Annotated in this window: 8 protein-coding genes; 6 read left to right on the top strand and 2 right to left on the bottom strand. The window is 62.8% G+C overall.

The annotated features are described in order from the left end of the window. The first annotated feature begins 42 nt into the window (after positions 1-42). On the top strand, positions 43-1,566 hold the full coding sequence (locus B4E36_RS24140) for an aldehyde dehydrogenase (NADP(+)) (RefSeq protein ID WP_292057586.1): 1,524 nt from the start codon (positions 43-45) through the stop codon (positions 1,564-1,566). Positions 1,567-1,650: 84 nt separating this feature from the next. Here B4E36_RS24140 and B4E36_RS24135 read toward each other — a convergent pair whose 3' ends face one another. Continuing rightward, positions 1,651-3,969, bottom strand: coding sequence for an NADP-dependent malic enzyme (locus B4E36_RS24135; protein WP_292057584.1), 2,319 nt, complete (start codon positions 3,967-3,969; stop codon positions 1,651-1,653). Between the two features lie 413 nt (positions 3,970-4,382). On the opposite strand from B4E36_RS24135, the gene B4E36_RS24130 reads away from it, so the two are divergent. The 3 genes from B4E36_RS24130 to B4E36_RS24120 all read left to right on the top strand — a co-directional run bounded on the left by B4E36_RS24130 (position 4,383) and on the right by B4E36_RS24120 (position 7,273). Continuing rightward, positions 4,383-5,396 carry a D-2-hydroxyacid dehydrogenase gene (locus B4E36_RS24130; protein ID WP_292057583.1) on the top strand — a complete coding sequence of 338 codons (1,014 nt, stop codon included), beginning with the start codon at positions 4,383-4,385 and terminating at the stop codon, positions 5,394-5,396. Positions 5,397-5,471: 75 nt separating this feature from the next. After that, the gene (locus B4E36_RS24125; protein WP_292057581.1) at positions 5,472-6,341 is read left to right on the top strand and encodes an SMP-30/gluconolactonase/LRE family protein; all 870 of its coding nucleotides are present in this window, start codon (positions 5,472-5,474) and stop codon (positions 6,339-6,341) included. Between the two features lie 53 nt (positions 6,342-6,394). Beyond that, positions 6,395-7,273 (top strand): NAD-dependent epimerase/dehydratase family protein, encoded by an 879-nt coding sequence (locus B4E36_RS24120; RefSeq protein WP_292057579.1) that lies wholly within the window; start codon positions 6,395-6,397, stop codon positions 7,271-7,273. 30 nt (positions 7,274-7,303) lie between these two features. Here B4E36_RS24120 and B4E36_RS24115 read toward each other — a convergent pair whose 3' ends face one another. Continuing rightward, on the bottom strand, positions 7,304-8,992 hold the full coding sequence (locus tag B4E36_RS24115; RefSeq protein ID WP_292057577.1) for a DUF885 domain-containing protein: 1,689 nt from the start codon (positions 8,990-8,992) through the stop codon (positions 7,304-7,306). A 583-nt stretch (positions 8,993-9,575) separates the two neighbouring features. Between B4E36_RS24115 and B4E36_RS24110 the strand changes: the two genes are divergently transcribed. Both B4E36_RS24110 and B4E36_RS24105 read left to right on the top strand, forming a co-directional pair. Next, complete coding sequence (locus B4E36_RS24110; RefSeq protein WP_292057576.1) at positions 9,576-11,477, top strand: ABC transporter substrate-binding protein; 1,902 nt, start codon at positions 9,576-9,578, stop codon at positions 11,475-11,477. Between the two features lie 116 nt (positions 11,478-11,593). Next, positions 11,594-12,772, top strand: coding sequence for a M24 family metallopeptidase (locus tag B4E36_RS24105; protein ID WP_292057574.1), 1,179 nt, complete (start codon positions 11,594-11,596; stop codon positions 12,770-12,772). The last annotated feature ends 144 nt before the right edge of the window (positions 12,773-12,916 follow it).

The following is a 12,916-nucleotide window of genomic DNA, read 5'->3' as shown; positions in this document are numbered from 1 at the left end:
ACGACCAGCCTCGCCAGCAAGCTTCAAAAAAGGGAACATTCAATGACGTCTGCACTGAGAGGAAAACACCTCATCGCCGGTGAATGGGTCGGCAGCGAAACACGGTTTTCGTCCGAACCTTCCACCGGCCCGGCCCGTGAATTTTCGGCCGGGACGCCCGAGCTGGTCGACCGCGCGGCAAAGGCTGCCGAGGAGGCCTTCTGGTCCTACGGTTACACAGGCCGGGCAAAACGCGCGGCATTCCTCCGCGCCATCGCCGACGAGATCGAGGCTCGCGCCGACGCCATAACCGAAATCGGAACGGAGGAAACCGGGTTGCCTGCGGCACGTCTCAACGGCGAACGGGGCCGCACCACCGGCCAGTTGCGCCTGTTCGCGGACCACATAGAAAAAGGCGATTACCTCGATCGACGCCACGACGAGGCCATGCCGGAGCGCAAACCGGCGCCGCGCCCAGACCTGCAGATGGTGCAGCGACCCATCGGTCCGGTCGCCGTGTTCGGCGCTTCCAACTTTCCCCTCGCATTCTCCACAGCCGGCGGCGACACCGCCGCCGCCCTTGCCGCCGGCTGCCCGGTCGTGGTCAAGGGCCACTCCGCCCATCCCGGCACCAGCGAGATCGTCGCCGACGCCATCGATGCTGCACGCCGCCGGTGCGATCTCGCGCCGGGCGTGTTCTCGCTCATCCAGGGCGGCAACCGGGATGTGGGAACGGCGCTGGTCCAGCACCCCTGCATTCAGGCCGTAGGCTTCACCGGATCGCTCGGGGGCGGTCGCGCGCTGTTCGATCTGTGCGCCTCACGGCCGGAGCCGATCCCGTTTTTCGGCGAGCTTGGCTCGGTCAACCCGATGTTTCTGCTGCCGGCGGCCGTAGCGGCACGCGGGTCCGATATCGGCAAGGGCTGGGCGGCATCGCTCGCCATGGGCGCCGGACAATTCTGCACCAATCCGGGCATCGCCTTCGTGATCGACGGCAAGGGGGCCGATGATTTCATCGCTGCCGCCGGAGAAGCGCTGGCGCAAACGCCGCCGCAGACGATGCTGACCGACGGCATTGCCTCGGCCTATCGCGAAGGGCGCGAGCGCGTGAGGAAAGGCAGCGGCGTACGCGAACTCCTCGAGACATCCTGTTCCGGGCGCAGCGCGACGCCCTATCTTTACGAAACCGACGCGGAGAGCTGGTTCGAAAACCATGCGCTTGCCGAAGAGGTCTTCGGACCCCTCGGACTTGTCGTCCGCCTGCAATCGGAAGATCAGATGCGGCGGATCGCGACGTCGCTCAAGGGACAGCTGACCTGCACCATCCACATGGACGGAGCGGATTCCGGGCTCGCACGCTCCCTGATGCCCGTTCTGGAGCGCAAGGCCGGGCGGGTGCTTGCCAACGGCTTTCCGACCGGCGTGGAGGTGGTCGATTCCATGGTGCATGGCGGCCCTTATCCGGCCTCCACCAATTTCGGCCACACATCGGTCGGCACGCTGTCGATCCGGCGCTTCCTGAGGCCGGTCTGCTATCAGGATGTCCCCGAAGATTTGCTGCCGGCCGATCTGGCCGGTCGGGACTGACATCGCCCGGAGATGACGTTTAGCCGCCGCCGCCCTTTCCGGGAGGCGGCGGCCATATGCGGGTCTCTCGGTTGCCTCGGCGGATTAGGTCTCGTCTTCAGTCTGCACCGTCGCGCTATAGGCCGCCATGGCCGCCATGTTGACGATGTCGGCATCGCGCGCGCCGAGCGAGACGATCTGCACCGGCTTGTCGAGCCCCACCAGAAGCGGACCGATGACCGTCGAGCCGCCCAGTTCCTGCAGCATCTTGGTTGCGATCGAGGCGGAGTGGAAGGCCGGCATGACGAGCACATTGGCCGGACCCGAAAGCCGGCAGAACGGATATTGCCGCATGCGTTCGGCGTTCAGCGCCACATCGGCCGCCATCTCGCCGTCATACTCGAAATCGACGCCGCGCTCGTCGAGAATACGCACAGCATCGCGCACCTGGCTCGCGCGCTCGCCGCGCGGGTGGCCGAAGGTTGAGTAGGCAAGCATGGCGATGCGCGGCTCGTAGCCCATATGGCGGGCCATGGAGGCGGCCTCCTCGGCGATATCTGCAAGCTCGGCGGCGTTCGGGGTGTCGTGAACGGCCGTATCGGCCACCAGCACGGTGCGGCCATGGCAAAGCGCCAGCGAAAGGCCGATCACGCGATGCCCGGGACGGGCATCGATCACGCGCCGCACATCGGAGAGCGCGGTGGAATAGTTGCGCGTCACCCCGGTCACCATGCCGTCGGCATCGCCGAGCGCCACCATGGTGGCGGCGAAGTGGTTGCGGTCATTGTTGATGAGCCGCTGGCAATCGCGGAACAGAAAGCCGTCGCGCTGCAGCCTCTTGTAGAGATGCGCGGTATAATCGGCGTTGCGATGGGAAAGCGAGGCGTTGATCAGCTCGATGCCGGGGCGCTCGATATCGGCGCCGGCCTGTTGGGCAGCCTTGCGCACCAGATCCTCGCGACCAAGCAGGATGGCGGTGCCAAGCTTCTGGTTCACGAAGGAGATCGCGGCACGGATCATCTGCTCCTCTTCACCCTCGGTAAAGACAATGCGCTTCGGCTGGCGGCGAACCCGCTCATAGACGCGCTGCATGGTCGAGGCGATCGGATCGCGCCGGGCCGACAGCACGCGCTCATAGTCCTCGAAATCGGTGATTTCGCGCCGCGCAACGCCCGATTCCATCGCCGCCCGCGCGACGGCCACCGGGATGGCGGAGATCAGGCGCGGATCGAAGGGAACCGGGATGATGTAACCGGGCCCGAATTTCGGCCGGTTGCCGGCATAGGCTGCGGCGACATCGTCAGGCACGTCCTCACGCGCGAGTGCGGCAAGCGCCCGTGCGGCGGCCACCTTCATCGCCTCGTTGATTTCGGTTGCGCGCACATCGAGCGCGCCCCTGAAGATGTAAGGAAAGCCCAGAACATTGTTGACCTGGTTGGGATAATCCGACCGGCCCGTCGCCATGATCGCATCCGAGCGAATGGCGGCGACATCCTCCGGCGCAATTTCCGGATCGGGATTGGCCATTGCGAAAATGACCGGATTCGGCGCCATGGTGGCGACCATGTCCTGCGTCAGCGCGCCTTTGACGGAAAGGCCGAGGAAAACATCGGCACCGTCGACGGCGTCTGCCAGCGAGCGTCGGTCGGTACTGACGGCATGGGCCGATTTCCACTGGTTCATGCCGTCATTGCGCCCCTCATGGACAACGCCCTTGCTGTCGCAGAGGATGATGTTGTCATGAGGCGTTCCCATGGCCTTCAGCAGCTCGATACAGGCAATCGCGGCCGCCCCCGCGCCGTTGCACACGATCCTGGTCGACGCGAGGTCGCGGCCGGTCAGGTGCAGCGCGTTGATCAGTCCCGCCGCGGCGATGATGGCCGTGCCGTGCTGGTCGTCGTGGAAAACCGGAATGTCCATCGCCTCGCGCAGGCGCTGTTCGATGATGAAGCAATCCGGCGCCTTGATATCCTCAAGATTGATGCCGCCGAAGGAGGGGCCGAGCAACCTGACACAGTTGACGAAGGCATCGATATCGGTGGTGTCGACCTCAAGATCGATGGAATCGATGTCGGCAAAACACTTGAACAGCGCCGCCTTGCCTTCCATCACCGGCTTGGAGGCAAGCGCGCCGAGATTGCCAAGACCCAGGATCGCGGTCCCGTTGGAAATGACGGCGACCATGTTGCCCCGCGTGGTGTAGTCGAAGGCGCGATCCGGATCTTCCGCGATTGCCCGGACCGGCACGGCCACGCCCGGCGAATAGGCAAGCGAAAGATCGCGCTGGGTCGCCATCGGCTTCGAGGGCGTGATTTCCAGCTTGCCCGGACGCCCGCGCGCATGAAAATCGAGCGCCTCCTGCTCGGCCGGGCGCGGCCGGGCGTGTTTTTCCTGACGATCATCGTCGCTGCTTTTCTGTCGCATGATGGGCCCCTCCGTCCTGGCTGCAAAAGAATGGCAGGCAGGGTTAGGCGCGGCCGGTCGGGATGTCAATAAACGTAAGGCGGCATAAGTCTTTCTACGCGCGGGAGCAGAGACCTGGCGGGGAACGGGGCCCACGGCCTGCCATCACCGCGGAGCGAAGCGCCCAGATGTCTAAATCTTCTCAGGTTTCAGACGGCTGGCCCTTCCCTGTCAGCCCCTGCCGCCGCGTTCCCGGGCCACGCTTGCGAGGACTGCGCACGCCGCAATAATGGCGGAACCCGGAACCATGTAGAGGCATGTTGTTTAAATTGGTAAATAATTGTAGTTTGATTCCCAACCATGGCAGGCGTCCGATGCCTGTCGGGAGGAATAGCCTGCGCCATGCGTGCAGGCAAAGAGGAGACCGGTTCAAAGTGATCGCCACACCATCCGAGGTCCGCATCGAAGAGGTGCTTTTCACGCTCGCGCTGCCGGAAGACGCGCTCCGCGAGGTCGAGGCGGTTCTGGCCCCGACAAGGATCATCTTTGCAACCCCCGATGACGATGCGACGATCAGAAAAGCACTCGAAACCGTCGATGTCGCCGTCGTGCAATCCGACATAGACGAGCGGTTTCTTGCCGGCCCGAAGCTGAAATGGGTCCATTGCGGCCATTCCGGGCTGACGAAATCCGCCATGCCGGGTGTGTTCGAAAAGGGGATCGTGGTCACCGGGTCGGCGGGCCGTTCGGCCGAAGCGCTTGCCCAGCATGCCTTCTACTTCGCGCTCGCGCTGACATTCGACGCCAGACGGCTGATCGAATGTCAGGCGGCGCATATCTGGCGGGGCATCCCCGGCTATGACGAAAGACTTGGTCTTGCCGGAAAGACGCTCGGCATTGTCGGGCTAGGCCATACCGGCGCGGCAATGGCGGCGCTCGGCAAGGCGTTCCAGATGAATGTCATCGCCTATACCCGCAGCGCGCGCGCCGACACGCCGCCGAATGTCGACAGGCTCATTTGCGCCGATGCGGGCGGCAGCCTCGACACGTTGATCGAGGGCGCGGACGTGATCATGCTTGCCACGCAGCTCAATGACGAAACCCATCATCTGTTTTCCGCCCGCGAGTTCGCGCTGATGCGCCCTTCTGCGTTCATCATCAACATGGCGCGCGGACCGGTGATCGACGAGGAGGCGCTGACTGCGGCGTTGCGCTCCGGGGCGATCGCGGGCGCGGGGCTTGACGTGTTCGACCAAGAGCCCCTGTCCCCGGATGCGCCGATCTGGGATGCGCCCAACGTGCTGATCACCCCACATATGACCCCTGCCCTGCCGGACAGGGCAAGGCGCGTCGCCGAAATCCTGCTGGAAAACATCCGGCGCTACCGGGCGGGCGAGCCGATGCTGAACCAGCTTACCAGCCGCGATGTCTACTCGAAACGTGTCTGAGCGGGCGGTTTTGCCGTAAATATGTTTTGGGCCCGGCGCCATGTTGGCGCTGCGCAAAAGAGTGTGAGACTGAAAATGACGACAATATCGGCGGATGTGTTCTCGATGACGCCGTGCCGGGTGGGCGAAAGCCCCGTCTGGGACGATGCCCGCAAACGCCTGCTCTGGGTCGATATTCCCAAAGGGCGCATTCACGCCAAGGGCGAGGATGGGGGCGCGGAGACATACTGGGACTTGCCGGAGCCGGTCGGATCGTTCGGCCTGACGGATGACGACCGGCTGGTGGTTGCCATGGCCTCCGGCGTTTATCTCTTCGCGCCCGATACGGGAAAGCTCGACTGCCTTGTCGAACCCGAACCCGGAGAATATGCGCGCCCTGCCAAAAACCGCCTCAATGACGGCAAGGTTGGGCCGGATGGCGCATTCTGGGTGGGCAGTATGCACCGGGACAAGCCGACGGCGGCGCTCTGGCGCGTCACCGCGGATGGAAGGGCCGAACGCAAGATCCGGGACCTCAGCACCTCCAACGGGCTGGCGTTCTCGGCTGACGGAAGGATGCTGTTTCACTCCGACTCCAGGCAGCGCTGGATCGAGCGCTGGCGGCTGGACCCGCAAACGGGCGCAATCAGCGAACGCACCCGCATCGCCGATCTTGAGGAAGAGGATGGCAGGCCGGACGGGGCGGCAACGGATCAGGAAGGCCGCTACTGGAGCGCCGGCGTTTCCGCCGGTCGTCTCAACTGCTTCAGCCCCGAGGGCGAACTTCTCAAGTCCATCCCGGTCCCACCTGATGCTCCGACAATGCCCTGTTTCGGCGGCAGCGACATGAAGACGCTCTTCTTCACCAGCCTGCGGCGGCCCGAAAGCCAAAACCCCAATTGCGGCCTGGTCTTCAGCCTTCGCGTCGATGTGCCCGGCGTTCCCGTTCATCGGTTCAGGACCTGAGATCGACGGCCGCAATTCTTCAAACAGCCGCCTGGACAATTCAAGGACATAGCATGCCCCATAGAGAAAGCGAGGCCGCCCGAGAGGCCGGTGCCGAGCCGGTGAAGCCTGCCAGCGCGCAGACCGTGGTGATAACAGGCGGCGCCGGAAAGATTGGCCGCGCCAGCCGCAAGCATCTTTCCGGAAAGCTTAAAGCAATCCGCGTCGTCGATATCGTCGAGCCGGACGACCTTGCGGAAAACGAAAGCTGGCATCGGGTCGATATCTGCGATCCGGAAGCGGTTCGGCAGGCTCTGGACGGGGCCGATAGCGTCGTCCATCTCGCCGGCTATCCCAATGAGCGGTCGATCGACGAGATATTCCGCGTCAACGTGATGGGCACCCACAACATCTACGAAGCGGCGCGGCAGACCGGCGTCAATCGCATCGTCTTCGGTTCGTCCAACCACACCGTTGGCTTTTATCCACGCTCCGCCAGGATCTCCCCGCAGGACGCCATGCGACCAGACACCTTCTACGGCCTTGGCAAATGCTGGAGCGAGCTTCAGGCCGGCCTCTATTTCGAGCGCTATGGCATCCAGACCCTCAGCATCCGGATCGGCAACGCCACCGCCGGCATTTTCGACGAGCGCTCGCGGGTGACCTGGCTCGGAGATCGCGATTTCGCGGAGCTCGTCCGCATCGGTCTCGAACACCCCGATATCGATTGCACGACGGTGTTCGGAGTCTCCAAGAGCGATCAGACATGGTGGGACAATTCAAATGCGCAGGCCCTGGGCTATTGCCCGCAGCAGGATGCGGAGACAGACGCTGCACCGGGGCCAAGCCGACTGGCGGTAACCGCATTTCCGGAGATCAACGACTACTTCCAGGGCGGACGTTACTGCGTGATCGACCATGACGGCCAGGTTCGCCGACGTCGCTGGACCTGAGCCGCGACGCCGTCAGCGCGTGGCGGCCGGCTAACGCTTCGCGCTCAGCTTCTCGGCGATCATCGCGTCGATGCTGTCTTCAACCAGCGACATCGGCACAGGCCCGAGCCCCATGATGCGGTCGTGAAATACGCGGATGTCGAAATCCGACTTGAGCGTATTTTCGGCCCCGGCACGCGCCCGCTCGATCGCCATCATGCCAAGATAATAGCCGAGCGCCTGCCCCGGCCAGCTGATATAGCGGCGCAATTCCGCCTCCATGGCGCGCGGGTGCAGGCCGGTATTACAGATCAGATAATCCAGCGCCCGCTCGTAGGACCAGCCCTTCGCATGGATGCCGACATCGACGACCATGCGCACGGCGCGCAGCGCCAGAGAACTCCACATGCCGAAAAGCTCATAGGGCGTCTCATAGACGCCCATCTCGATGCCGAGCGTCTTTTCGCAGTAGAGCGCCCAGGCATTGCCATAGGCAATGCTGTAGGTCTTGGCGCGAAAGTCCGGCCGGTCGGGATTTTCCGCCGCCAGCGCGGTCTGGAAGCAATGTCCGGGAACGGCCTCGTGAAGGGTGAGGTCGGGCAGGAGATAGAGCGGCCGTGACGGCAGGTCGTAGGTGTTGAGCAGAAACAGGCCGGGGGCGCCCGTGCCGGCCGGAAAATTCGGCGCGATATCATCCGGAACCGGCTCAATCGCGTAACGGCCTCGGGGCAGAACGCCGAAGAACAGGTGGAGCTTGCCCTCGATCCGCCGCGCGATCCAGGACGCCCGCATCAGCAATTCCTCAGGCGTTCGGGCGTAGAATTCCGGCGCTGTTTCCAGTTGCTTGACGAAGGCGGCAATATCGCCCGAAAAGCCCGTTTCGCGCATCGCCTCGGTCATCTTCGACCGGCACAGCTCGACTTCCGCCAGGCCCGCCTCGAAGACGGCCTCCGGCGTCGTCTCGAGCGTCGTGAACTCGCGCAGCCTGCTCTCGTAGTAGGCGCGCCCGCCGGGAAGGTCGCATGCGGCGATCACGTCCGTCGCCGCCGACAGATAGGTCGACCTCATGAAGGTCAGAAGCGCTTCATGGGCGGGTAGAACGGCATCGCGAATGGTATCGAGCGCGGCCTCACGCAGCGCTTCCCGGGTCGCGGCCGGCATCTGCGGCGGCAACGCCTTGAAGGGCTTGTAGTAATCGGTTTCGGCGGGCGACTGGCGCACGAAGGATTCCAGCGATTTCAGGCATTGCGGCACGATCCGCGCCGGCTGGGAGAAGCCGCGCGCGAGACCGTCTTTCATGACCTCCATCATTTCCTCGAAATAACGCGGCACATCGACCATCATCGCAAGCGCCGTGCGGTATTTGTCCTCGCTGTCGAAACGCTCCTCCCGAATGACCGCCGCGACATCGCCCCAGAAGGTGGTGAAGGCGTTGAACGGGCGCTCATACTCGCGGAAATGCTGCTGCGCCACGAATGTCTCGACCTGCTGTCGCAGCACGAACCGGTCCTCCCGCGCCACTTCTGAGAGCTGCGCCTCATCCAGCGCGTCCAGCTCTTCAAGAATATCCTGCCAGAAGGCCAGCTTCTCGCGCTGGACCTCGGCGCAGACGCGGGGCAATTCTGGCCGCAGCGGCACATAGGCGCCGAGTTCGCGTACGAAATGATGCCGTCGGAACTGCCATTCCCTGCGGGCGATCTCCGACAGGAGACGATCGTGAGCCGGAGTGACTTTTCCCATGGAAGCTGTTCCTTCAGTTGAGATGATGACAACGGGAGCTGGCTGTCGCGCGCAACCGGTGTTCCGGCGCACGGATGATAAGCTCTGTATTACAGAAAATAACAACAATAAACACCGCGGCTCTTGACACGGCGTTCATCGCGGCAATTTATCCGGCGCTTGGCTGGATGGCAGCTCGCCGGTAGACGCTTCCATCAGCAAGCAGCCGACCCTCCAGAACGTACGCTAAATCAGCCATTTCTCAAGGGGATCGTCGATTTTCGCCGAATTCAAAAAAATTCGCCGTAGAGGCGGCCATGTGGTCAGGCGATAGAAAATCAACGCTGCCGAGGTAAAAATAAGTGAAGACTTCTGAGTAACAATTAATTACAATTTTATGGTCAATGCCCTAGATGTGCTCCCTGCGGCTGCGGTACAGATCTTTCCGCGCGAGGCGGACGAAGACGAGTCCTATCTGCGGGAACCGGAGCGGGCCGGCAGTCGCGGGCGGAGCTGGCGCAGCGACTGGAAAGAATGACAAGAAAGGGAAATCATGGGGACGTTATCAAGATCATATCTGCCTGCTCTTCGGCGCGGCAGGCTGTTGCATATCGCTCTGGCGACAACGGCGCTTTCATTGCCGGCCGGCGCCCTCCAGGCGCAGATGAGCTATTCGCAGGCGCCGGAACTGGCGGAACGCGTGGAAGCCGGCGAACTGCCTCCCGTGGAAGAACGGGTCGGAGAAGACCCTCTCGTCATCGAACCGATCGACAGCATAGGAATCTATGGCGGCGAATTGCGTTTCGGCCTGCGCGGAAGTTCCGACCAGAATCACATCCTGCGCATGGTCGGCCATCAGGGGCTGGTGCGCTGGGACCCGACCTATACGGAGATCATTCCGAATCTGGCCAGCAGCTACGAGATCAGCAATGGCGGCCGGGATTTCACCTTTGACCTGCGCCGCGGCGTGCGCTGGTCGGATGGCGAGCCCTTCACCGTCGAAGACGTCGCGTTCAATGTCGAGGATCTGGTGCTGAACGAGGCGTTCGCGCCGGTCCAGACCCGCTACACGCTCAACGGAGACCCCGTGGCATTCGAGGTGGTGGACGAGGATACGGTTCGCTTCAGCTTCGATGAGCCGAACGGCGACTTTCTGGCCGTACTCGCTGCGCCAACCGGGCAGCATCCCGTGCTCTATTCAAAGCATTACTGCTCGCAGTTTCACCCGGACTACAATGAAAATGTCGATCAACTCATAGAGGAAGCCGGCGCGCCCGACTGGCAGACGCTCTTCCTGCAGAACTGCGGCGACACCGAAGTCGCGACCCGCTGGGCCAACCCGAACCGTCCCACGCTTGATACCTGGGTCATCAAAGAGCCCTATACGGGCGGCGCTACGCGCGTGGTTCTGGAGCGGAACCCGTATTTCTGGCAGGTCGATACCGAGGGCAACCAGCTTCCCTATATCGACAGGCTCACCGCCTCGGTCTCGCAGGATGTCGAAAGCCTGATTCTCGCGGCGATCGCCGGCAAGATCGACTTCGGGCTACGTCATCTCGACACCCCGGCGAACCGGCCGGTGCTGGCCCAAAACCGGGAACAGGGCGATTATCGGATGTTCGCCGCCATCGTCAGCGGTTTCAACCAGATGATGATCGACCTCAACCTGACCAGCAAGGATCCGGAACTGCGCGAAGTCTTCAACGAGAAGGATTTCCGGATCGCGCTTTCGCTCGGCATCAATCGTCAGCAGATCATCGATACGGTGCTGCTCGGCGAGGGCGATCCCTGGCAGCAGGGACCGTTCGAGCCGGAGAACCCCTATTACAACGAGAAACTCGCCACGCAGTACATCGAGTATGACCCGGAACGCGCCAATGCCCTGCTTGACGGGCTTGACCTCGAGCGCGGCCCCGACGGTATCCGGCTACTGCCAAGCGGCAAGCCGCTGGCCTTCCAGATCGATGCCATCCCGACCTACCGCGCCGACTGGGTCGATATGCTCGAACTGGTTCGTCAGCAATGGGCCGAAATCGGCGTGGACATGTCCGTCAACCCGGTGGAGCGCACCTATTTCTATGAACGCACTTCCAACAGCAACGAACATGACGCTGCGGTCTGGGTCGGTGGCGCAGCCTGGATCCCCGGCAGCGATCCGCACCAGATCATTCCCGTCAATCACGATGCCCGCTGGGCAATCGGCTGGCGCGACTGGTATCTGAGCGACGGTGCGGAAGGCATGGAGCCGCCGGAAAGCGTGAAGGAGCGTTTCCGCCTTTATGACGAAGCCCGCGGCGCAACCGATCCCGAAGAGCGGCTGGCGATCGCCAGAGAGGCGGCGGATATCGCGGCCGAGGAATTCGAGGTCTTCGGCATCGCCAAGGCCATGCCGACCTACGGAATCGTCAAGAACGACCTCGGAAACGTCCCCGAAGAGATGCTGAACTGGTGGGACCTTGCCACACCGACGCAGGCTAACCCCCAGACCTGGTACTGGAAGGACTAAAAACGCTGAAGGCGGGCTTTGAACAGCCCGCCTTCCCATAACAGGCGTGCCGTCATCTCCATGATGGCGCGGCCAGTTCCGGCCCCTCCCCCACGCATAACGACACAGGATCTCCAATGCCGAAAGAAACGCCGGGACGTGTTCGGCGGTTGCGCGCAGCGATGGCCCGCGAGGGCTTCGATGCGATTGTCGCCTTTAAGCCGCAGAACAGTTTCTACATGAGCGGCTTCAACCCGATCATCTACAGCCATCCGGTGGTGGCCATCCTCACGCCAGAGGGATCGGACGCCCTGCTCGTGCACGCCCTGCGCGACGATCATGCGAAAGAAGCCAGCTTCCTGTCCGACATCCGGCTTTATGGCGCTTGGTCGACCAAGAAGACCATGGGGCCGAGCTGGCGCGCGGCGCTAAAGACCATCCTTGCCGAACGCGGCATCGAAAAGGGCCGGATCGGCCTCGATCTCGACTTCATCTCCGTTGCCCGCTTCCGCGAGATCGAGACGGAGCTTGCAGGCGCGGAGTTTGCCGACGCATCCGACGCCATCATGCAATGCCGCTCGGTGAAGGACGACGACGAGATCGAAAACGCCCGTGCTGCCGGCGAGATCGCCGATGTCGGCATGGACGCGGCCATTCTGGCGCTCAGAAAGGGCGGAAACGAGCGCGAAATCTCACTCGCCTCCATGGCCGCGATGAGCCACAGCTGGGCGGACCGATACCCGGACAAGGAGGTTGCCGATTTCGGCAATCTCGAACACGGCATCCAGAACGGCATGTTCGCCTGGGTGCTTTCGGGAGACCGCATGTTTTTAAACTGCGACAACCCGACCACGAAGACGCCGCAAAACGGCGAGACCACGGCGATCCTGCTGTGGAGCGTGCTGGACGGAATCCACACGGAGAACGAACGGACCGTGATGATCGGCGAGGTCTCGCAGGAGAAGCGACGGGCGCTGGAAGCCATCCTCGAAATCCGTTCGGAAGTCTTCGACATGATCCGTCCGGGCACACTCTATTCCGACCTTTTCAACGCCGCCAAGGCCGGTCTCGAAACGCGCGGCTATGGCAGCTATATTCCCGGTCGTATCGGCCATTCCATGGGGCTTGGCGCGCATGAATGGCCGTCTATCGACGCGGCGACGGACATACCGCTTGCCCCCGGCATGATACTGGCCATCGAGCCGAATATCCGAATTCCCGGCGAAGTCGCCACCCAGATCTCCGACACGGTGCTGGTCACGGACGAGGGATGCGAGTTCCTGACGAAGTCCGAAGGCGGTCTTCTGCAAGCCTGACGATGCGCGTCAAGTGCGGAAACCTGGACAATATGTGTCAACTGGATGGCTTCGGTTTGACGAACGACGCACGACATCCCGGTCTGCAGGCTTCGGCGGATTGGGAGTGTTGTAGGTGGCGATGAAATATGAAGGGGCTGGCGA

The organism is Martelella sp. UBA3392, from assembly GCF_002358775.1.
GTDB lineage: Bacteria > Pseudomonadota > Alphaproteobacteria > Rhizobiales > Rhizobiaceae > Martelella > Martelella mediterranea.
This window is presented reverse-complemented; position numbering and strand designations above follow the sequence as displayed.

Excerpts from the sequence above, each read along its gene's own strand:
- B4E36_RS24140 (WP_292057586.1), top strand. The coding sequence starts at position 43 with ATGACGTCTGCACTGAGAGGAAAACACCTCATCGCCGGTGAATGGGTC.
- B4E36_RS24135 (WP_292057584.1), bottom strand. The coding sequence starts at position 3,969 with ATGCGACAGAAAAGCAGCGACGATGATCGTCAGGAAAAACACGCCCGG.
- B4E36_RS24125 (WP_292057581.1), top strand. The coding sequence starts at position 5,472 with ATGACGACAATATCGGCGGATGTGTTCTCGATGACGCCGTGCCGGGTG.
- B4E36_RS24120 (WP_292057579.1), top strand. The coding sequence starts at position 6,395 with ATGCCCCATAGAGAAAGCGAGGCCGCCCGAGAGGCCGGTGCCGAGCCG.
- B4E36_RS24115 (WP_292057577.1), bottom strand. The coding sequence starts at position 8,992 with ATGGGAAAAGTCACTCCGGCTCACGATCGTCTCCTGTCGGAGATCGCC.
- B4E36_RS24105 (WP_292057574.1), top strand. The coding sequence starts at position 11,594 with ATGCCGAAAGAAACGCCGGGACGTGTTCGGCGGTTGCGCGCAGCGATG.